Consider the following 20,432-nt stretch of genomic DNA (forward strand, 5'->3'; position numbering starts at 1 on the left):
CGCTTCTTCGAAGGACAACGGGGGTGCGGCAGATTATGAGTGAGTTGATTTTATATACTTCGGATGACGGCGAAACGCGGCTTGATCTGCGGGTTGAAAACGGAACGGTATGGCTGCATCAGCTTGAAGTTGCCGATTTGTTTCAGACCACGAAGCAGAATGTCAGCCTCCATGCACGGAACATTCTCGAAGAGGGTGAGTTGGAGCCGGAGGCAACTGTCAAGGAATCCTTGACAGTTCAACAGGAGGGAGCGCGGCAGGTCAAAAGAGTACGCGTTTTCTATAATTTGGATATGATTTTGGCCATTGGGTACCGGGTCCGCTCATCGCGCGGTACGCAGTTTCGGCAGTGGGCGACGCGTCATTTACGCGAATATTTGGTCAAGGGTTTCGTGATGGATGACGAGCGCCTGAAGAATCCGGGCGGCTGGGATTATTTTGATGAGCTGCTGGAACGGATTCGGGAAATCCGGGCGTCGGAAAAGCGGTTTTATCAGAAGGTTCGGGATCTGTTTGCGCTGAGTTCGGATTACCGGATTCGAGAAGAGGAGACGCATTTGTTTTTTGCAGAGGTTCAGAATAAGCTGCTGTATGCCGTGACGGGACATACCGCGGCGGAGCTGGTTGTTGAACGGGCCGATCCGACTCAGCCGAATATGGCGCTGACGAACTGGAGCGGCTCTCGAGTCCGCAAGCAGGATGTGATTGTGGCTAAGAATTATCTGTCGGCCGATGAGGTGGATACTCTCAATCGGCTGGTGGTGATTTTTCTGGAACAGGCGGAGCTGCGGGTGAAACAGCAGCAGGAGCTGACACTTGATTTCTGGCGGGAGAATGTGGATCGCCTGTTGGAGTTTAACGGTCGAGCTGTTCTTGAGGGGACCGGAAAAATCAGCCATGACGATATGAAACGTATTGTGCACCGCCGCTATGAATCATTTGATGAAAACCGCCGGTTGGCCGAAGCTAAAGCGGCCGATCTGGACGATTTGAAGGAACTCGAAAAACTGGAACAGCAGCTAAAGGATAAAGGAAGCAGCGATGAGCACGATTAAAACCGTCCCGTCTGTATCGGTAAATTATGCGAGGACCGGTGCGTCGACGCGTTCCAACGAGCTGGGCATGCGGGCGATGCAGGAGCGGGCATATGAAAAGCGCGGGGAGCAGTATCTGCTGATCAAATCGCCGCCGGCTTCGGGCAAGAGCCGGGCGCTGATGTTCATTGCGCTCGATAAGCTGCATCATCAGGGGCTGAAAAAGGCGATTATTGCGGTTCCGGAAAAATCGATCGGGGCCAGTTTTGCCAATGAACCGTTGAGTGAGTTTGGATTCTGGGCGGATTGGGAGGTGGAGCCGAAGTGGAATCTGTGCAATGCACCGACGTCGGAGCAGGGAAAAGTGAAATCGGTCGGGGAATTTCTGGAGGGCCCGGACCGGGTACTGGTCTGTACGCATGCGACGTTCCGCTTTGCGGTGGATGAATTGGGGTATGAGGCGTTCGATGACTGCCTGCTGGCGATTGATGAATTTCATCATGTTTCGGCTAATCCGGACAATAAACTGGGGGCGCATCTGTCGGAGTTTATTATCCGCGATAAGGTGCATATTGTGGCGATGACGGGTTCCTATTTCCGGGGGGATGCGGTGCCGGTGCTGCTGCCGGAAGATGAAGCGAAATTTGAAACGGCGACCTATACGTATTACGAGCAGCTGAACGGGTATGAGCATCTGAAAACACTCGATATCGGCTATTATTTTTATTCAGGGGCCTACACGGACGAAATCATGTCGGTTTTGGATCCGGCTGAAAAGACCATCATCCATATTCCTAATGTAAATTCCCGGGAGAGCACGAAGGATAAGCATAAAGAGGTGGAACACATTATCGGGGAACTCGGGGAGTGGCTGGGCGAAGATCCGGAGACGGGATTCCAACGGGTTAAAACGGCCCGTGGCCGGATATTGAAAATTGCGGAGCTGGTTGATCAGGATAATCAGGCACGGATTCAGCAGAGTCTGCGAAATCCGAAAATAAAAACGGACCGGGATTATGTGGATATCATCATTGCGCTGGGCATGGCCAAGGAGGGGTTTGACTGGATCTGGTGTGAACATGCGCTGACGGTGGGCTATCGGGCGAGTTTAACCGAAGTGGTTCAGATTATCGGTCGAACCACGCGCGATGCCGAAGGTAAAACGCGGGCGCGGTTCACCAATCTGATTGCGGAGCCGGATGCTTCTGAGCTGGCGGTGGCGGAAGCGGTGAATGATACGCTTAAAGCGATTGCGGCGAGCCTGCTGATGGAGCAGGTGTTAGCTCCGCGATTCAATTTCAAGCCGAAAAATCCGGGCAATGGTCCGGAAGAGGGTTTTGATTACGGAGAAGGCGGTTATAAATCCGGAGAGTGTAATGCCGGATATAATAAGAATACCGGTGAAATGCAGATCGAAATCAAGGGGCTGGCCGAACCGAAGAGCGAGGAGGCCCAGCGGATTTGCAAAGACGATTTAAACGAGGTCATCACGGCGGTCGTTCAGGATAAGCAGACGATTGAACGCGGTCTTTTTGATGAAGAAATGGTTCCGGAAGAGATTACGCAGCTTCGGGTCGGTAAAATTGTCAGCGAAAAATATCCCGAGCTGGATGCGGAGGATCAGGAGGCCGTGCGACAGCATGCGGTGGCGGCATTGAACCTGACGCAACAGGCAAAGAAAGCGCTTACAGATGTGCTGGGAGGGGGGGGCGGTCAGGAGGAGTCGCCCAATACCGCGCTCATTGACGGGGTGCGGAAGTTTGCCATGGATGTTCGTGAGCTGGATGTGGATTTGATTGACCGGATTAATCCGTTCAGCGAGGCCTATGCCATTATGGCCAAGACCATGAATGAAACGCGTCTAAAAGAGCTCAAGGCCATTATTGCGGCGAAAAAAATCAATCTTTCAATGGATGAGGCCAGAGAATTAGCCAAACGGGCTCTGAAATTTAAGGTTGAACGGGGCCGCCTGCCGAGCATCACGTCGGCTGATCCGTGGGAAAAGCGAATGGCAGAGGGAATTGCCTTTTTAGCGAAGAAAAAGGCGGAGGCGGTAAATGGCTAAAACGAATAAAAATCAGTTTACCGAAGAAGATGATGCGTTGCTCGGGGCCTTGGGGGTCGATGTTGAGGCAAAGAAAAAGACCAGGTACACCAAGGAGGAGGAGCGGGTTATTGCGGGATTTGAGGAAATTCAGCGTTTTGTGGAAGAGTCCGGGCATCCTCCTCAGCATGGAGAAGATCGGGATATTTTCGAACGCCTCTATGCCGTGCGGCTGGATCGTATGAAGGAGCTGAAAAAATTTCATACACTGCTTTTGCCGATGGATCATCAGGGACTTTTAAGTGCAAAAAAAGAGTGTCCAGAGGAGCCGTTGGATAAACTGAACGATGACGAACTGCTCGAGGCATTAGGGGTGGAAACGCCGGTGGGTTCTATTCAGCAGCTGAAGCATGTTCGTTCGAGCAGGGAGATCCGTGCGGCCGAGGAGATTGCCGGCCGGGAAAAATGTGAAGAGTTTGATGCGTTCAAGCCGCTCTTTGAACAGGTTCGGGAAGAGCTGAAAGCGGATATGCGGCAGATGATCCGATGCAATGATAAAACGGATGTGAAAGTTGGGGATTGGTTTGTCGTGGATGGACTGACGGCCTATATCGTGAGCGAAGGTGAGGCATTTACTACCGGAGAGGGCCGGGAAGATCGGCGTTTGCGGGTGATTTTCAGCAATGGAACCGAAAGCGGGATGCTGCGACGTTCGTTTCAGAAACTTTTATGGGAGGATGATACCGCCCGGCGCATCGTGATTCCTGCCGATATGGGGCCGTTATTCGGAGATCGTGTATGCGAAGAAGATCAGGCTTCAGGTGTAATCTACGTACTTCGCAGCCAATCAGAACTTCCATACATTGTCGAAAACCGGGAGCTGATTCATAAAATCGGATTCACGACAGGAAGTGTGGAAAAACGGATTGCGAATGCGGTAAATCAGGCAACCTATCTATTGGCTGAGGTGGAAGTGGTTGCGAGTTTTGAACTTTATAATGTGAATGCGGGCAAACTGGAAAATGTGTTTCATAAACTGTTTTCACCCGCCCGCCTTGATATCGAAATCAAAGACCGGTTCGGAAAACCGTTCCGGCCTCGGGAATGGTTTTTAGTGCCTCTTCATATCATTAGAGAAGCCGTGGATAAGGTGATTGATGGAACTGTTGCGGATTATAAGTATGATCCCCGAAAGGCCGAATTAATTAAGAGTTAATTGTATAGTCCGCATGGACACAAAGTATGCAGCATGCGGTTTCCGGTTGGGAACCGTCTTATCGGTCGCTATAAGTCGGCCGTTATTCCGCTTGCCGGAACAAGCGGGACACAGTTTTACTTTTTCGCCGGCTTTTTGGCGGGGCGGGCTTCTTCTTTTCTGGATTGCTGGCGGTCGGCGGAGGGGAGGTCGATGTCCATGATGAAGCCCTGTTTGCTGAGGATGAGCAGGCGCTGTTCGTTTTCGATGCGGACGGAGTAGGGCAGCATGTGCATCTGCAGGAGGACCTGAATCTGGTTGGGGGAAAGTGTTAACTCTTTGTATTCGACGGGCAGCACAAAGTCGCAGCCTTCTTTCCAGCCGGAGCAGCCATAGGCGGTTTTTCCGCGAATAACGGGTTTGCCGCAGACGGGACAGTCGCCCAGGCGGTCGACGTCGATTTTTTTGGCGGTGCTGGATTCAATCAGTCCGCGGGTGTAGCCGACGATGCCGTCCATGAAATCGCCGGGCTGTGCTTCGCCGCGTTCGATCTGCTTGAGTTTTTCCTCCCATTCGCCGGTCATTTCGGGCGATTTGAGCAGCGGGTCCTGAATGAGGGCGATGAGGCAGCGGCCCATGTCGGTGGCGCGGATCTGTTTTTTGTCGCGCCGGATATAGTTGCGGCGCAGGAGGGTTTCGATAATAGCGGCGCGGGTGGCGGGGGTGCCGATGCCGCGTTCTTTGAGGGCTTCGCGCAGGGTGTCGTCGTCAACCCATTTGCCGGCGGCTTCCATGGCGCCGAGCAGGGAGTTTTCGTTGAAGGCTTTGGGCGGCTTGGTTTTGCCTTCGCGTGTGGAGGGTTCGTGAGGACCGGTTTCGCCTTTTCCAAAGGTTGGAAGCTGCTGGTCGTCATCGTCGCCGGCCTCCGGATCCTTTTTCTTCTTTTTCTTTTTGGGGAAGAGGACGGTCCAGCCGGGATCGACCACGACGGTGCCTTTGGCCTGGAAGGGGACTTCGGCGCTTTCGCCGTCGACGGTGGTGATTTTTTTGATGCAGACGGGATAAAACGCGGCGATAAACTGGGTGACGACGGCGTTGTAGACGATCTGTTCGTTGGAGCCGAGCGATCCGGGCATCATGCCGGTGGGAATAATGGCGTGGTGGTCGGTGACTTTTTTGTCGTCAACAATGCGTTTGGTGAAGGGCAGTTTGGAAAGGTCGAGTGTTTCGATCTGTTCTTTCCGCAGCCCTTTCAGTTTTTCAAAAATCCCGGGAATCCGCGGTTTCATGTCGGCACTGAGATAGCGCGAGTCGGTTCGCGGATAGGTGACAAGTTTTGACTCATACAAATTCTGCGTGGCGGCCAGGGTGTCGGCGGCGGAGAGGCCGTGGCTTTTATTGATTTCGCGCTGCAGCGTGGTGAGGTCGAAGAGCTGGGGCGGCTGTTCTTTTTTCTGGCGACCGGCGACTTTGGTGATGACGAAAGGCTGGCCGGTAATCTTTTCGAGCAGGGCCTGGGCTTCGTTTTTCTTATCGAACCGTTCGCCGGTAAATTTGAAGGTGGTTTCGCGGTATTTTGTAGTGAGTTCCCAGAAGGGTTTGGGACGGAATTTCATGATTTCGTCGTCGCGCTGTACGATCATGGCGAGGACGGGGGTCTGTACGCGGCCGATGCTCCAGAGGACGCGGTCGTCGCCGGCGGAGAGGCGGCCGTGTTTGACGGTGAAATAGCGCGTGGCATTAAGGCCGACAATCCAGTCGGATTCGGAGCGGCAGCGGGCGGCTTCGTAGAGCGGATCGTAGTCGTGGCCGTCTTTGAGGTCTTTGAAGGCTTCCTGAATGGCATCGGGCGTAAGCGAGCTGAGCCAGAGGCGTTTGATGGGTTTGTCTTCGCATTCGCTCAGCGCGAGGATGTAGCGGAAGATCAGTTCGCCTTCGCGCCCGGCGTCGGTGGCGCAGACAATTTCGTCGGCTTCGGTGCAGAGTTTTTTAATGACTTCGAATTGTTCCGGAACTCCGGGGTTTTCGATGAGTTTAAGTTTAAAGGTGTCCGGAATGAAGGGGAGGGCATCGAGGCGCCATTTGCGCAGTTCGGGATCGTATTCACCGGGATCGAGCAGGGTGACGAGATGGCCGAAGGCCCAGGTGATGGCGCAGCCGCGGCCTTCGATATAGCCGTTTTTTTTGTCGGTGATTTTGAGCACCGATGCAATGTCGCGAGCGACTGAGGGTTTTTCTGTGATGACAACTTTCATGAGAAGCAAGGGGTATTCCGTAAAGCGTAATGGGCTCGAAACTGCATATCTTGTACATTGGGAGCGGTCTGTTCAATCAATTATGGCGTCCGGTATGGTGCGAAAGCTGTTAGTTGTTCCCGTGGCCGTCTTTTCGGCGATGCCATGGGTGCAGGCTTCGGGCATTACGGTACTGACGGAGGAGCCGGCGGCGGAGTTTTCGCTGCCGGATCAGGCGTGACCGGCTGATCCGGGAGCTCGACGCATATTACCGCGAGCAGCTTTAATAAGAAGAAGCGCTCTGCATGTCCCGTTTATTTCGGCATGTTGCGCTGCATGTTGCCGATGCTGCCGGCATCAATCACGTTGGTGTACCCCGCATTGATCAGGTCCCGTTTTGCGTGGGCCGAGCGATTTCCGCTACGGCAGTACACGATGATCGGAGCTGCTTTGTCGGTGGTGTGCTGATCGATGACGCCGGCAATGGTATCGTGGGGAATGTTGATTGCGCCTTTCACATGCCCGCGCTGGAATTCACCCGCAGTGCGGGTATCGATGAGCAGCGCCCCGTCTTCCACCAAGGCGGAAAGTCCGTCCCGTTTGTCCCCTTTTCCGCCGTACAGCAGGTTGACGGCAAGGATGCCCACCACAATGGCGAGGAGCATTTTTCCAAGGGTGCGGATCATGAATTCACTTTCTTCCGGCGACTGAATGCCCGGTGGTTTCCGGTGTGGGTTGCGGATGTGATCATCTAAAGTTCCAGCACTTTTTCGAGTCCTTTGGCGGACTCAAAGCTGACGTGGCGACCGTCGAGATCAAGCTGAACGGCGGATCCGTCGGCGGTGAGTTTTACTGCGGAATCCGGATGCCGTTTTTTCCAGACATTGGAAAGAGCGAAAGCACGTTCGAGCCCGTCGCCGCGCTGGAAGTTCCACACTTCGTCGGGCTGGGCGATACGGGAGCCGTTATAGATGGATTCATTTTCCAGATTTTCCAACGTCTGGATGAGCTCGTCGTCGGAAAGTTCAGCCGTGGCTTCGACCACAACCGGATTGCGTTCGAGGCCGGCTTTGATAAAGGGCTCCCAGTGGGCGATGGAAAGGTCGCGGCTGGCATAAAAAGCGAGATCGGCTACCGGGTGGGTGTTGCGCAGACTGCGGATATATTCGATGATTTCTTCGCGGCCGGTGCCGACGGGGAGGTCGATCGGGCCGGGGCTTTCAAAGGTTTTCGTTGCATCATCCGGAAGTTCGGGTTCGAGGTGAACAAAGTCGATGAGGCCTTCGATGACCGACATTTTTCGGTTCATGTCGCGTGTGCATTCAATTTTTTCCGCGAGGGCTTTCATGCTCTCCTGATCGAAATGCGAGATGGGGTTGCCTTTTAGGAAATCCGCCAGTTTGGTCAGCTGGATGCGGTCTTCGATGGGTTCGGTGTAGAAATCGTATTCATCGATCTGCTCGAGCAGTTTGTTGCGCGTGGCGTTATCGGAAACCTTATAGGGGCTGCCGTGCTCGTAGGCATAGGCACGCTCGATCGGAAGATACTGCTCTTTTCCGTGGCGGAGATATTTGATCTGGAAACATTTCTGGAACTCGGAACGTTCGCGCAGGAAATTGGCCAGGATTTCGAAGGTGATGTCCGAGGTGGTGAAGGCATCGAGTTTTTGTTTAAAGCGTTCGAAGCTTTGTTTCGAGATTGTGGCGTTATCGTAGACCGTGTGGATATAGCCGGTATTGTTGGCCACGATGGTTACCTGTTCGTTGCGCAGGGCCCGTTGCGCCTTGGCGGTGAGGTCGGTTCCGTTGAACCACATGTTTTTGGTGACGAGTCGGCGGTTGTTGGTCAGTACGCCGTCGTTCACATGAATAAAATTCTGGGAGTGCAGCGGCGTGGCGATCAGGAAGATATCCTCCAGCGGAATATCGCAGATGATGTAGAGGGCTGCGGCGTAGAGGGTGGAGAGGGAAACGCATTCGCCGGCACCGACGCGGTAGTTTTCTTTGTGACGAAACGCATCCATGGCCTCGAGGGTTTCGGTTTTCCAAAAGGGGATGACGTTGGAGTTGTATTTATCGAGACCGAAGTGTTTGCGGATATCGAGCGAGAAATAGTGTTTATCGCCTTCGTAGCCGAAGAGGGCGTTGGAGCGTCCAATGGTTTTCTCGTCGATGTACGGCTTGAAGCGCTCAAGTTCTTCTTCTTTGGTGGTGAGGCCCCAGGTGTCGAGGTCGAGATTGAATTCGTAGTTATCGATGATGAACTGTTTGAGCCGCTGGATTTTTTTGTAGGGCTTCATTTTATCCAGTTTGGCAAACCATTCGTGCTCTTTCCATTTCCAGATTCTGGGCGACATGATATTGGCCAGTACCAGACTGTAGAGCAGTTCCGGGAAAACAAAAATTTCCATGTCGGACAGGGAGATGGCGGAGGAATATTTTTCCAGCTGATCTTTCGGGATTTCGGGATATGTGTTCATGGGGGGGCATTCTATGGCGTGAAAACAGGTTGAAAAGGAAACAATGCGACGAAAATGATGATCTTTTTCGAAAGGAAATGTTCCCGTGATATTGCTCTTTGCGCCGTATTCGGTTTATTCCGTTGCTTAAAAATCGAAGAATGTCCTGTTGCAGGAAATGAAAAAGACGCCGTGGCGGCGCCTTTTTTCATATTTTTGCGGGCTTGAAGCTCCGCGCACCCGAACAGGGTGTCTATTGTTTATCGGGGTTTTGTTTTTCGGTTTGCTGCATAGGCATTCTCCTTTGTCAGATCAAGGAACCGTGTCTGATCCGCCGGGGCTCAAATATCAGCCGCACCTGGCGGATGCAGATACTCAGGCCGCATGTTTTGTCCGGACTTTTCTCGCTTCCAGCGGCGGTACAAAATGCACCAGCTTCGGAAGCGGATCTTTACGATCGCCCAGACGTTTGAGTCTTTTCCGTTTACTGAACACGGCCCAGCCTGCGGCTTCTGCCGCCATGCAGACCGGAGACAGGAGCAACAGCGCCTTCATCAGCACTTCGCTGAATGGAGTGGCTGTTGACGGATTTTCCGCCGTCAGCATGTAGCTGACGGCGGCGGCTCCGACCGAGTACAGCGGAGCCCAGAGCAGAGCACCTCGTGCGAGGGCGTCGCTCAGATTTCGTTCTGTTTCCCGTTCCATCAGTATTTTCGTATTCATTTTTCTTTCCTTATTTAACAGGGGTGCAGGTTGTTTCGGGATACAGTCCACCGGTGTGAACTGTTATTTTAGTCGGAGGGGTGCGATGCGGTTTGTTCAGTGGTCACACTGCGTATGACCCTCCGGGTTCGGATTTTCCGATCGCTGGAAACGCGTTTAGCGTTGTTGATCCGGAGAATGGAAGGTTGAGGTTTGTTTTGAAGCGCTGTTCTGTACAGGACAGATCGTCAGGCCCATGTTATTCCACATGGGCATCCAGGATGCTGTTGCGTTCAGAGTTTCCGCTGCCGGTTTTTTCAGGTTGCGGATAGATTTCATGATGCCCGTCAAGGGGCTTTTCGTTTTCATGATGGATCTCGCTTCGTTCATTATCACTTTTAAATATGACCATATTGGTCAAATATGGGATGTTGTTATGCATCAGCTGTGCCAGAGTATTCTTGATAGTCGTAAGTATAATATTATCAAATAAATAGGTTTATATCGGTAAAATTTAATGATGCATTAAATGTTCATTAGTGTAGTATTGTAAATTTAATAATACAAAAATGAATTCATATATTCAGACGATGATGCTGTACGAGAGGGGAATATATCTGAGCCGTGCAATCTGCTCTTTTATACAAAAAATGAGAGATGAATACCTGTTTAGAATTTAAACGGCGCAATGTGTCGTCGACATGTTGCTTGACGGCAGTCTTCTATATCAGCTGAGTGGATAGACTTTCGTGACGATGACTAGAAAAGGTTCGGATTCGTAGAAGCCGGTACTGAAATGAATATTACTGAGCGAATATTTCAGCGGATCGTAAATATGATTGTCGCGGATTTCATGAGATAGGTTGCTGAAAGATACGCCGGAAACCGCGGCCATTTTTGCCAAACATGTTGCGGATTAATAAATTGAGATGGAATGCGCCTGATGCCATTTTGCAGCCAGCTGGGTGCGATGACGGACTTCCAGGGATAGGAAAATCGCTTGCAAATGTTTCTTAACTGTCAGGACGGAGATCTTCAGTTCATCGGCAATTTGCTGGTTGTCTTTGCCGGAGGCCACCTGTTCAACCACTTCGCGCTGGCGGGCGGTTAATGATTCAATGCTGCTGCGGATGAGTGCGGCCTCTATTTCCTGTTCCGGAGTTTGGAAAACGCTTCCTTTCAGCGAGTCGAGTTCCTGTTTAAACGAGCGCATTCTGCTCCAGTTTTTCCAGGCGGACTCCACATGTGGATGGATAATGCTGGCCATGGACAGTTCACGTTCATTGAATTCGGCCTCCCTCAGAAAGACACAGCTTAATAAGTTGGTATCATTTCGGTAGGCCAGCCAAAGATGGTTCTGCCCCTGCACTTTGTCATAAAACTCATTATAGAGAGCCGTCTTCTTGAATGATTCCAGATTCTTTTCCTGTTGAACGGCTTCCAGATGGCTGGGTTGCCCGCTGAGCATGCGTGATACATAGGGATGCTCATGCATATGCTGATTGAAAACGTCAAGCCAATGACCGTTTATCGTTGGATTTTCCAGTTCGGAAAGGGCGAACGGTGTCAGGGTATACAGTTCGGTTGAGTGGTGAACGCAGGCGAAAATACCATCCAGTGTGGCTTGGCAATGGGGGAGGAACGACTGCTCCGGCTCGAACTGATGAAGCAGTTCGCAGGTCAGCAGAATGTGCTGTAAATCCGCGTGAGACAGATTTCTGAAACTATTTGAATTAACCAACGCCTTCTCCTGCATTTTAAACCAACGAGTAAATTTTACCGGTGAACAGTGGTTGTCATTGAGTTTCTTTCTTCGGACAGAAATATGAATAGAACGTATGCGTCTTTTGGGCAAACAAAATAAGAGTAAAGTGGTAATGTATTACCTCTAAAGAGGTATATACGTCCGCAACTGCAGCCTGATAGCCTTCATTTACGGAATAAACATGGAATTTCCCGGTTTCTTTGATTTCGCCGAAAAAAGTGGATTTGCAGATAGGATTCTTTTTTCCGGTGCCGTTCATGTACATGAAATGCGTAAAAGCGGATCGGAATAGGGAATAAATACCTTGGGGTCCATGGACGGAACGTCGTTAAAGGCAGAGAGATCACCGATTGGAAAGTTGAATGAGGGAATGAAGAGGTCGGGCAGGATCGCCGAGCTCGCCGTCCCGTATGAAAAGGAGGAAAAAGATGAAAAAGAAAAGTTATCTGTGGATTATGATTGCGGCGTCGGCCGGTTTGGTTACGTCGATCAGGGCTGGTGAGAGAGCTCTCTCTTCTGCGGAAAAAATCAGTCGGAATTGGGCCGATCAGGACACCGTTGCCAAGCTGAATATGGTGATTGAAACCATACCTACGAATAATCTGGGAGGGGTTACTAATGAAATTACTGAAATTCAGAGACTGGTCACCCAAACCCGGTTGGATCTCGAAGAGGCACGGTCGTATGAAAATTCAGTGACCAAAGTGAAGGTCGGCTATGTCTCCTTTGCGCCGTATACCATCAAAGACGATCCCGCGAATCCGGGCGAGTTATTGCTTGATGAATCGAGTACGGACGGGTCCGCCTTTGTTGAGGTGGCCTTTGCTGATCGGTATGCCTGGCGGTCTTCATTTCCTGATGATGAATCTGAAAAGTGGCGTATCAATCCATGGGTGGGGCTGAATCCATTTAGCAGGCACCACCGCCCGTGGGACTGGGAGGCGAAGCTGGGTTTTGTGCTGGGCAACAGCAGCGGGGATGGGGAAGCGAACGGGAGCACGATCGCAGCCGGCGGGGATATGTATGCCGAAGTGGCTGCCGGAAATCCCGTCTATTTCAATCGGCAGAGCAATGCCGTCCAGGTGAGTGTAGGACCGGAAGTGGTGGCCACATTGGTTACGCAGAAAAAGAATTTTGATATTGCGGGGAACTATAAAGCGGTCATGGCTTTTGTTGCGCAGGGCCGCGATACGGAAACCAAGCGGTCGTGGCGCATGCTGGCGCGGATTGGCGTCGGCTGGGTGGAAATCCCTGAGCTGAAGGGGACGAATAACTGGGTGGAGGCGGATTCAAACGGGCGGCCTGTTTACCATACCGAGTTCGGAACCTACACGCAGGTGCTGTTTGATCTGCCGGTATTCGAAACCAGTACCCTCAGCCTCAGCGGAGAGTTCTGGAACGGCCTGGATGTGAACCCATGGAGTACCTACATCTCCTATTCCATGTCTTTTTCCGGGATTAAGGATTTTCTGAAATTAAATAAATAAAGGGCGAAAATAATGAACACCTATACGCAAACGGTACTGCGGGGACTGATGGCCGGTATGGTTATGGTGTCCATAGCATCAGCTCATGAACTGAGTGGGGAGGCAACCGGGTTCCCGACCAACGGTGCAGGTTTTGACCTGTTTAACTGGGATGGAGGGGTATCCGGCGTTTTGGCTGAGATAACATAATCCGGCCTTGCTGAAGGGCTTTCTTAGGACATCACTGATCTTTATGCCAACGGGTTTCTGACGGTGATTCCTGAGCCATCCTCCATGGCCTTTATTGCCGTTTTCGGTGCTGGCATGTAGGCAGTACGTCGATCTTTACCGAGCGTTTAGTTTATAGGTCCGGACCCCGAACGGGCGGGATTTGAAAAGGAGAAAAGGAAATAAAACTGAAAACCGGAACTGTGTTGGCGGTGACCATGGTGGTTGCGGCGGCTCTCGATGCGGCGGTGGTAACGGTCGATGACGGTGCGGTCCTGTCCGGCAGCGGCGTGTTGTCGGGAAGTCTTGTGCTTAAAGGAGCGTTGAGCCCAGGCAGCAACCAGCCTCTGGTGTTGACGAGTACAAGCTCGGATTATGATTTTGTGGCAGGCGGATGCGTGACGGTCAGCATGATTTCCCCGTCTTCATCGGGACGACGGTTGGATACTTTGAGGCACCTGTTACCGGCATTTACGCTTTTCAGGTAAAGTGTCATATCACGGGAGGTTCGACGGCTCCTTCGACGCTTGAGTTGTGGAAACACACATTGCGGATCGACCGGCAATACTCGGTTTTGAGGAATGGTCACAATCCTTTGAACCTGAGCACCGCCATGCGGGCGACAAGGTGATGCCCGGTGTATATTCGGCCAGCAGCGGTAACAGCATTAATGCCCATGCTGAGTACACGTCATTCTCCGGGTTCCTTGTGAAGCCGCTTTAGCCGGAGGCCATGATGCGGGGCCGGAGCGCGGTTGAGTTTGTGAAAGATGTTGCACGAGGCGGGGCGGGGCATAAACTTGGGTTCAGTCAAAACAACAAAAGGGAGTTTTCATGAAAAAGCTAGGAGCATGGTTGGTTGTCGGTTGGGTTGCCTGTGTTCAGGTTTCGGTTGCGGAGCGGTATTCGTTTGTGGGGCACCGGGCGCAGGGTATAGGAGGTGCAGGTGTGGCGACCGCGAATGATTCTTCGGCGCAGTGGCACAATCCGGCGGCGTTCGGTTTCTTCAACCGCGAGGCGGATGAAGTGCCGGGCCTGCAGACGAATGTGGTCTCTAATCTTGTGGTTGAGGTTGAGCAGTCCGCGGTCACGAATGAAGTCCCGACGAATGTGGTTGAGACCGTGATGGTGACCAATGAGGTGCCGTCGGAAGTGGTGGAGACCGGAACAAACGGGGTGACGGTGACCAATGCGGTGATGGAGACGCAGGTGGCGGAGCTTTCGGTGACGAATGCGGCCGCGGATTATCAGGTGGTGATGCTGAATATTACCAACTCCTATTATACCTACACCAATGAGGTGGTGGATATCACGGTGGTGCCGGACCGGGCGCGCGTGGATAACATGAAGCTTGAGGAAAATGACTGGGGCTGGAATATGCTGGGAGTCGGCGTCGGTTACACCATGACCGAGGACATGCCGGAATATGTCACGGCGCTGGCGGAGATCGATTTTGATAATTTTGATGGAGGCGGCCTGGATGGCGCGATGGCTGAGTTGCCGGGGCAGGTGGAGACACTGCTGCAGCTGAGCAGTGTGCTTTACGGGCTGGGATCGGATCCGGACAATTCATTTTATGTGGATGCTACGGCCGGCATGAATTTCCGGTTCGGCAACTTCGGCGTGGGCATCCGGGGCTTTGCGGAAGCAGCGGGCTTCATTGATTATCTGGATACGCAGCGGTTCGGGGTTGAGCAGTCGCTCGCGGAGTTTAACACCGCCCTTGATGATGCCGCACTGGAGGATGGTTTCTCTGCGGTCGGCTATACCTATACCTCGATCAACCCGGGTGATCTGGCGGCCAGCGGTATTGCCGGTGCGCAGGAAGCGTATGTGGATTTTAAACTGACCCAGCTGAAAAACGACGGCTATCTGACGGATGATCTGGTCGATGATGCTGTGGAGATGGTCAACCTGATCAAGTTCGGGGAGGATCCTAATAATGTGAACAGCGACAGTTTTGAAAACAACCAGAGCACGGTAACGGCCCGGGGGTTCGGCTTGATGGAGGTGCCGTTCAGCTATGGCCACGCCTTTAACGACAACCTTTCCATCGGGATTACGGCCAAGGCGATGTACGGCACCGTGACCGGAACCAAAATCCGGTTTGCCAACGGGGATGCCTTCGAGGATTCGCTCGATAATATGGAGGACAATACGGAGGCCTCGTTCAACGTCGGTCTGGACCTGGGGGTGCTGTACCGTATGAAGATGCTGCAGTTCGGCGCGGTTGCGCATAACATCAACGCACCGAAGTTTGACGGATTTTCCGACCAGATCCAGCTGACCGATGAAGACGGTAATCCGGTGGGTGCTCCAATTGATATCACGGTTCCGGACTATACGATCGATCCGCAGGTGACGCTGGGCGCGGCGTTTGTGCCGTCGAAGCGGTTCATGGTTGAAATAAGTTATGACCTGCTGGAGACCGGAACGCTGATGGATAATTATGATATTCAGCGCCTCTCCTTCGGTGCCGAGCTGGATCTCTGGATGCTGGCGGTCCGTCTGGGGGCGTATAACAATCTGGCGGCGGACTGGCAGGACTGGATTGCCACCGGAGGCCTGGGGATCAATCTCTGGGCGATGCGGTTCGATGTCGGCGGCGCTTATTCCATCGGTGCCAATGCGGAGTATGAAGGAACGGAAATTCCGGAAGAAGCGCGGCTCTATGCGGCGATCTCGATGGAGTTCTAGGAGATATATGTAAGGTCGGTGGTGTGCCGGTTTGCGGACCGAGGTTTTCCAGACCCTGGAAGTTCCAGGGGGTGGATTTTTTCTCATGCATGCTGCACTCGCATAGCAGGCACTCCCGGTTCAGAAGGAGGTTGTTATGAAACTGTCTGAAGCTGTTGCTTTTGTGGTGTGCATAGGGCCTGCAGCCGAGGCGCAGTTTGTGCTGAGCAATGAGGTTGCGATGATGCAGGTCGAGTATGCTCACGACTTTGCCGAACCGGGTGAGACGGGCGACGATCTCTATTGGTATACGCTCGATTTTCAAACCACCACCAATGTGGTTTCGGTTCGGATGCAGACGCCGGGCGGGCTGGATGTCTTTTCCACCAACGCGGTCGCCGGAGATGAGGCCCTTTTTTGGCGTATTGAACAAACGGATACCCAGCCTTTCGACGCGCGGCTGGACGGCTTGCTGACTATGACCTTCGGGTTTAATGACGCCAGTTTTCAATCCACGGTTTATCCCTACACCCATGACGACGGCTTTACACCCATCCCCGCATTCAGCGAGGAGCCGCAGCTGGGGTGGCCTGAACCGCTGCACGGATCCTATCGGCTCCGCCGCAACACCGCGTTGGCGTGGCCGCCTGCTTTTTCGAATGCAAATTACCATACGCTGAAAGAAAAAGTGGATAATCCGACCGATGAAATTTTTGCCATCTATTCCTCCGGTGCCATCATCAACCTGCCCGGCGCACCTCCGATTGACGGCCCGCTCTCCACCGCGCAAACCGATCCCTTTGAATTTCGGGAGGGCATTCGCAGTATGGCTCAGTTTCAGGGATATATCCGGGGGGACTATAACGCAGACCATGTGCCGTATGTGGTCATCAAGCAGGCGGAAACGACGCACGATTATTTCGTGTTTGGCCCGACCGCCCGCTATGACGATTTTAATGATAATACCCTGCGTGCCGCACATTGGACGTTGTGGAACCCGGCGCCGGATGCGGGGCTGACGAATATCAACGGCCGGCTGGAGTATCGCTCGGATGGCGGTGCCTCGGCTGCGGGATGGCAGTGGATGCGCAGCTCGCTGAGTGCCACGCAAAACTGGTCCGTGGCGGTGGATGTCGGTTTTCTGCTGCCGCTCAACGGGATTGCCCCTGCTTTGCGCGTGGAGGCGGATGGCGCGGCCGTGAAAATGAAACTGTCCCATGCCGGGGCGGGGGAATTCGAAGTTCAGACCGAAGCTTTCGATGGGCTCGTTCCCGCGCCGTTCTTTGCTGCTTCTTCGCTGCTTGGCCCGGTCAGCAACACGACCCTTTGGATTGAATATGATGCAGCGGTTCCTGCGTTTCGCACGATGTTTTATTTCCGGGGGCGACCGTCTTCTCCGGTGGAAATCGATGCTTCCGCACTGGGCTTCGGTGCGGCAACGATGTTCGATGCTCTTTTGCTGGTGGAAAATGAAGGCACCGCTGTTTCACCGGGGCAGGTGTTTGCGGATGACTTCAGGGCATGGCGCGGCGATGGACTTGATTATGCCGGCGATCTGGATCACGACGGTCTTCCCGATGCCTGGGAAGTTCAATATTTCGGGGACCCCGACCATCCTCTTGCTTATGCTGATGCCGACGCGGATGGAGACCTGCGGGACAATTGGGCCGAACGCATCATGGGCACCGATCCAACTCACACTTCTTCCGTATTGAAAATTTCCAACCCCTGGGACACACCTTCCGGACAGGTGCTGCAATGGGATGCGGTGCCGGGGCGTGTATATTCCATCGCGTGGACGGATCATCTTACAAATGCGTTCCAATCATTGGAAAATGAGATGGTTTTCCCCCGAAACAGTTATACGGATTCGGTGGAGGCGGTCGGAGGGTACTACCACCTCCATGTGGAGATGGAATAGAGGGTATTCGTGCCGCTGAATGCCCGGGAGACCGTTTTATGCAACAAATCCGTGTTCCCGGAACGTCAGATAAATCTTACGCCCGAGCCAGGCATCGGTGGCCGCATAGGTCTGCTGCGATTTTGTCAGCTCCTGTCGTGCCCAGTTGGATACCTGTTCCTTTTTGGAGATGCGGAAGCTGAAGAGAATGGCCGTGAGGCCGCGCAGACCGAGGTTTTTAATGCCGGCGCTTTTGGCCGGCGTGGCCAGTTCAACAAAGCCGGCGGGGGGGAATGGTTCCATTGCCTGGAGTTCCGCCACGTCGCGTTCGATGGCCACACCGGCTTTAACAATGTTGGGCGAGGAGAGCACCTTGATCAGGTTCGGGGTGAGGCCGCACTGCTGAATCTGAAACAGGTAGACGTCGCTCCCTGTGGCCAGCTGGAGCAGGGACGGGTCATAGCTTTCGCCTTTTCGAAAGGCCGGCCGGGTTTCTGTGTCGAACCCGAGCAGGGTTTCTTTTAACAGTTTACCGGCGGCTTCGTCGGCCTCGGCTTCGGTATTGAAAAGATGGATCGGACCGTCATATGAACGCATAGGCAGTTCATTGATGGCGGCTTTGGTCATATGTTTTTTCGCTGGAAAATCGTTCATGTGTTCCTAACTGCTCATTTGCACTAATCAACACTAATTTTCGGTAACTGGGAAACTGATTAGTGAAAATAAGTGAAAATCAGTGCATTTTTTTGTCCTTGTTCTGTTCTTTACGCCATTGATCAGCAACCCACATGGACTGCTTGGCGAGGCCCATGAGGATTTTACAATCGGGCACGGTCAGTTTGCCGCGGTTGAAAATTCGGCGCAGGCCCATCATCATATGGTCGAGTTTCTGATCGTGCACAAACTGGGTTTCAGTCATCATTTCGCGCCACAGATCAAACATGCGTTCGCGCAGGTCGGAGTTCGCTTCTTCCGCAGATTCTTCCGAAGGCTGGAAAATACCGAGCGCGGTGTAGATTTCGTAGCAACAGATGTAGACGGCATGCGACAGGTTGAGAGAGCGGTAAAGTTCATCCGTCGGAATCTGAATGATGTGGGAGCAGAGCGCCAGCTCTTCATTAAAGAGGCCTTTGTCCTCGCGCCCGAAAACCAGTGCAATTTTGTGCTCCTTCGCACTCTCGAGAGCGATCGGCGCAAAATCGCGGACCGGATAGGAGGTGTCGCGGTAAAAGCCGGTGCGGGCCGATGTGCCGGCGACGACGGTGCAGTCGGCCACAGCTTCACGCAGGGTATCAAACTTTTTGATGGCCTCGAACTGCTCACGTGCATTGCACGCCAGTTTACGGGCTTCGTTCCAGTCGGTTTCCGGGCGTTCGTCCACCACGGCGAGGTCGGTGATGCCGTTATTATTAATGGCCCGGCATACCGCGCCGATGTTTCCCCCGTGCATCGGGTTGACAAGAACGACTCTGATGTTATCTAGAATATTCATATTTTCTTTTATCACTGATTTTTACTCTGCAGCACTTGTTCCAGGGTCTGGAAAAGTGATGTGTGAGCATCCGTGATGATTCTCAGTTCAATTTTCAAAGCTCCGGAGTAATTCAATTTCCTTGTTCCAAATGGTTTCGTCGATGGTTTCGAGGATCATCGGGATGCCATCGAAGCGGGGGTCGGTCATGATGAATTTAAAAACGTCGAGGCCCAGAAACCCCTGCTCGAGGGAATGATGACGGTCGACGCGGCTGCCGAGCTCTTTGTTTGAGCCGTTGAGATGCATGCCTTTCAGATAGTTGAACCCCACGATGGATTCAAAATCGCTGAACACGGCCTGACTGCTTTCCAGGGTCTGGAGATCGTAGCCGGCCACAAAGGCGTGGCAGGTATCGATGCAGACGCCGATGCGGGATTGGTCTTCCACCTGATCGATGATCTCCGCGAGGTGCTCAAATTTAAAGCCGAGGTTGGTGCCCTGACCGGCCGTGTTTTCCAGAACGGCGGTAACGCCGCTGGTCTGATCGAGGGCCAGATTGATGGATTCCGCAATGGTGGCCAGACATTCCGATTCGGACACCTGTTTGAGGTGGCTTCCGGGATGAAAGTTGAGCCGGTCGAGGCCGAGCCGTTCGCAGCGGCGCATTTCGTCGATGAAAGCCGTACGCGATTTAGCCAGCTTTTCGGCCTCGGGGTGGCCGAGGTTGATGAGGTAGGAGTCGTGCGGCAGGATCTGGTGCGGCTCAAAGCCGTGCTCGGCGCAGTGGGTTTTGAAGGCGGCAATATTTTCTTCGGAGAGGGGTTTTGCAACCCACTGGCGCTGATTCTTGGTGAACAGGGCAAAGGCGTTGGCCCCGATTCCGACCGCATTGAGCACCGCGTTTTCCACCCCGCCGCTGGCGCTTACATGGGCTCCGACATATTTCATGGCTTTCTGCTTTCTGTTAAAAAGAGCAAAGATCAAACCATATTAAGGGCCGTGCGAAAAGCTTCCATCGAAACGGATCCTTCCGGAGTTTGTATTTTTCGGATTTTATAAAAAAGTAGGGCTTTTGACCGGTTTCGGTATTCCTTGAATTTCGTGAAATTGCAACAAAATGATATAAATGGGCCTCTTTTGGGGGTTGGAAAATACGAAAATATGACCTAAATGCCGAAAATGTGAGGGTTGTTGCCGCGTTTTTTGAGTTTTTTTAATTGTGTACTGGTTCGGTCATATTTACATTTTGGCGATTAT

The 20,432-nt window shown here is 52.8% G+C and carries 17 protein-coding genes; 9 read left to right on the top strand and 8 right to left on the bottom strand.

The window, feature by feature from the left end:
- The first annotated feature begins 35 nt into the window (after positions 1 to 35).
- From P9H32_RS14990 to P9H32_RS15000, 3 genes are read left to right on the top strand one after another with little or no spacing between them, the layout of a single operon-like run.
- Complete coding sequence (locus P9H32_RS14990) at positions 36 to 1,055, top strand: virulence RhuM family protein (protein ID WP_322609725.1); 1,020 nt, start codon at positions 36 to 38, stop codon at positions 1,053 to 1,055.
- A complete protein-coding gene (locus tag P9H32_RS14995) occupies positions 1,042 to 3,099 on the top strand; it encodes a hypothetical protein (RefSeq protein WP_322609726.1) in 2,058 nt (685 codons plus the stop codon). Before P9H32_RS14990 ends, P9H32_RS14995 begins: the two co-directional genes overlap by 14 nt.
- Complete coding sequence (locus P9H32_RS15000) at positions 3,092 to 4,294, top strand: GIY-YIG nuclease family protein (protein ID WP_322609727.1); 1,203 nt, start codon at positions 3,092 to 3,094, stop codon at positions 4,292 to 4,294. The genes P9H32_RS14995 and P9H32_RS15000 overlap by 8 nt, the downstream gene beginning before the upstream one ends.
- Positions 4,295 to 4,410: 116 nt before the next feature.
- Here the strand turns inward: P9H32_RS15000 and P9H32_RS15005 are convergent, their stop codons facing one another.
- Entirely contained in the window at positions 4,411 to 6,528 is a 2,118-nt protein-coding gene (locus tag P9H32_RS15005; RefSeq protein WP_322609728.1) for a DNA topoisomerase 3, read from the bottom strand.
- 94 nt (positions 6,529 to 6,622) lie between these two features.
- Here P9H32_RS15005 and P9H32_RS15010 point away from each other — a divergent pair, with 94 nt between their 5' ends.
- The gene (locus tag P9H32_RS15010) at positions 6,623 to 6,748 is read left to right on the top strand and encodes a hypothetical protein (RefSeq protein WP_322609729.1); all 126 of its coding nucleotides are present in this window, start codon (positions 6,623 to 6,625) and stop codon (positions 6,746 to 6,748) included.
- Between the two features lie 73 nt (positions 6,749 to 6,821).
- Here the strand turns inward: P9H32_RS15010 and P9H32_RS15015 are convergent, their stop codons facing one another.
- The 4 genes from P9H32_RS15015 to P9H32_RS15030 all read right to left on the bottom strand — a co-directional run bounded on the left by P9H32_RS15015 (position 6,822) and on the right by P9H32_RS15030 (position 11,408).
- Positions 6,822 to 7,193 carry a rhodanese-like domain-containing protein gene (locus P9H32_RS15015; RefSeq protein ID WP_322609730.1) on the bottom strand — a complete coding sequence of 124 codons (372 nt, stop codon included), beginning with the start codon at positions 7,191 to 7,193 and terminating at the stop codon, positions 6,822 to 6,824.
- 65 nt (positions 7,194 to 7,258) lie between these two features.
- Positions 7,259 to 8,986, bottom strand: coding sequence for a hypothetical protein (locus P9H32_RS15020; RefSeq protein WP_322609731.1), 1,728 nt, complete (start codon positions 8,984 to 8,986; stop codon positions 7,259 to 7,261).
- A gap of 354 nt (positions 8,987 to 9,340) precedes the next feature.
- A complete protein-coding gene (locus P9H32_RS15025; protein ID WP_322609732.1) occupies positions 9,341 to 9,688 on the bottom strand; it encodes a hypothetical protein in 348 nt (115 codons plus the stop codon).
- An 895-nt stretch (positions 9,689 to 10,583) separates the two neighbouring features.
- The gene (locus P9H32_RS15030; protein WP_322609733.1) at positions 10,584 to 11,408 is read right to left on the bottom strand and encodes a helix-turn-helix transcriptional regulator; all 825 of its coding nucleotides are present in this window, start codon (positions 11,406 to 11,408) and stop codon (positions 10,584 to 10,586) included.
- Between the two features lie 452 nt (positions 11,409 to 11,860).
- On the opposite strand from P9H32_RS15030, the gene P9H32_RS15035 reads away from it, so the two are divergent.
- From P9H32_RS15035 to P9H32_RS15055, 5 genes are all read left to right on the top strand, one after another.
- Positions 11,861 to 12,919 carry a hypothetical protein gene (locus P9H32_RS15035; RefSeq protein ID WP_322609734.1) on the top strand — a complete coding sequence of 353 codons (1,059 nt, stop codon included), beginning with the start codon at positions 11,861 to 11,863 and terminating at the stop codon, positions 12,917 to 12,919.
- Between the two features lie 12 nt (positions 12,920 to 12,931).
- On the top strand, positions 12,932 to 13,108 hold the full coding sequence (locus P9H32_RS15040) for a hypothetical protein (protein ID WP_322609735.1): 177 nt from the start codon (positions 12,932 to 12,934) through the stop codon (positions 13,106 to 13,108).
- 224 nt (positions 13,109 to 13,332) lie between these two features.
- Positions 13,333 to 13,614 carry a hypothetical protein gene (locus P9H32_RS15045; RefSeq protein ID WP_322609736.1) on the top strand — a complete coding sequence of 94 codons (282 nt, stop codon included), beginning with the start codon at positions 13,333 to 13,335 and terminating at the stop codon, positions 13,612 to 13,614.
- A 345-nt stretch (positions 13,615 to 13,959) separates the two neighbouring features.
- Positions 13,960 to 15,822: a conjugal transfer protein TraF gene (traF, locus tag P9H32_RS15050; protein WP_322609737.1), complete on the top strand. Its 1,863-nt coding sequence runs from the start codon at positions 13,960 to 13,962 to the stop codon at positions 15,820 to 15,822.
- 136 nt (positions 15,823 to 15,958) lie between these two features.
- Complete coding sequence (locus P9H32_RS15055) at positions 15,959 to 17,722, top strand: hypothetical protein (RefSeq protein ID WP_322609738.1); 1,764 nt, start codon at positions 15,959 to 15,961, stop codon at positions 17,720 to 17,722.
- 36 nt (positions 17,723 to 17,758) lie between these two features.
- Here P9H32_RS15055 and P9H32_RS15060 read toward each other — a convergent pair whose 3' ends face one another.
- The 3 genes from P9H32_RS15060 to nfo form a co-directional block, all read right to left on the bottom strand.
- On the bottom strand, positions 17,759 to 18,355 hold the full coding sequence (locus P9H32_RS15060; protein WP_322609739.1) for a 3'-5' exonuclease: 597 nt from the start codon (positions 18,353 to 18,355) through the stop codon (positions 17,759 to 17,761).
- A gap of 79 nt (positions 18,356 to 18,434) precedes the next feature.
- Positions 18,435 to 19,193 (bottom strand): RNA methyltransferase, encoded by a 759-nt coding sequence (locus tag P9H32_RS15065; RefSeq protein ID WP_322609740.1) that lies wholly within the window; start codon positions 19,191 to 19,193, stop codon positions 18,435 to 18,437.
- Between the two features lie 87 nt (positions 19,194 to 19,280).
- Positions 19,281 to 20,123, bottom strand: coding sequence for a deoxyribonuclease IV (gene nfo, locus P9H32_RS15070; protein WP_322609741.1), 843 nt, complete (start codon positions 20,121 to 20,123; stop codon positions 19,281 to 19,283).
- Positions 20,124 to 20,432: the final 309 nt, after the last annotated feature.

Origin of the sequence: Pontiella agarivorans (assembly GCF_034531395.1) — a bacterium.
Lineage (GTDB): Bacteria > Verrucomicrobiota > Kiritimatiellia > Kiritimatiellales > Pontiellaceae > Pontiella > Pontiella agarivorans.

Bases quoted from the DNA above. Each gene is read 5' to 3' on its own strand.
- P9H32_RS14990 (WP_322609725.1), top strand. From the start codon at position 36: ATGAGTGAGTTGATTTTATATACTTCGGATGACGGCGAAACGCGGCTT.
- P9H32_RS14995 (WP_322609726.1), top strand. From the start codon at position 1,042: ATGAGCACGATTAAAACCGTCCCGTCTGTATCGGTAAATTATGCGAGG.
- P9H32_RS15000 (WP_322609727.1), top strand. From the start codon at position 3,092: ATGGCTAAAACGAATAAAAATCAGTTTACCGAAGAAGATGATGCGTTG.
- P9H32_RS15005 (WP_322609728.1), bottom strand. From the start codon at position 6,528: ATGAAAGTTGTCATCACAGAAAAACCCTCAGTCGCTCGCGACATTGCA.
- P9H32_RS15010 (WP_322609729.1), top strand. From the start codon at position 6,623: ATGGTGCGAAAGCTGTTAGTTGTTCCCGTGGCCGTCTTTTCGGCGATG.
- P9H32_RS15015 (WP_322609730.1), bottom strand. From the start codon at position 7,193: ATGATCCGCACCCTTGGAAAAATGCTCCTCGCCATTGTGGTGGGCATC.
- P9H32_RS15020 (WP_322609731.1), bottom strand. From the start codon at position 8,986: ATGAACACATATCCCGAAATCCCGAAAGATCAGCTGGAAAAATATTCC.
- P9H32_RS15025 (WP_322609732.1), bottom strand. From the start codon at position 9,688: ATGAATACGAAAATACTGATGGAACGGGAAACAGAACGAAATCTGAGC.
- P9H32_RS15035 (WP_322609734.1), top strand. From the start codon at position 11,861: ATGAAAAAGAAAAGTTATCTGTGGATTATGATTGCGGCGTCGGCCGGT.
- P9H32_RS15040 (WP_322609735.1), top strand. From the start codon at position 12,932: ATGAACACCTATACGCAAACGGTACTGCGGGGACTGATGGCCGGTATG.
- traF (WP_322609737.1), top strand. From the start codon at position 13,960: ATGAAAAAGCTAGGAGCATGGTTGGTTGTCGGTTGGGTTGCCTGTGTT.
- P9H32_RS15055 (WP_322609738.1), top strand. From the start codon at position 15,959: ATGAAACTGTCTGAAGCTGTTGCTTTTGTGGTGTGCATAGGGCCTGCA.
- P9H32_RS15060 (WP_322609739.1), bottom strand. From the start codon at position 18,355: ATGAACGATTTTCCAGCGAAAAAACATATGACCAAAGCCGCCATCAAT.
- P9H32_RS15065 (WP_322609740.1), bottom strand. From the start codon at position 19,193: ATGAATATTCTAGATAACATCAGAGTCGTTCTTGTCAACCCGATGCAC.
- nfo (WP_322609741.1), bottom strand. From the start codon at position 20,123: ATGAAATATGTCGGAGCCCATGTAAGCGCCAGCGGCGGGGTGGAAAAC.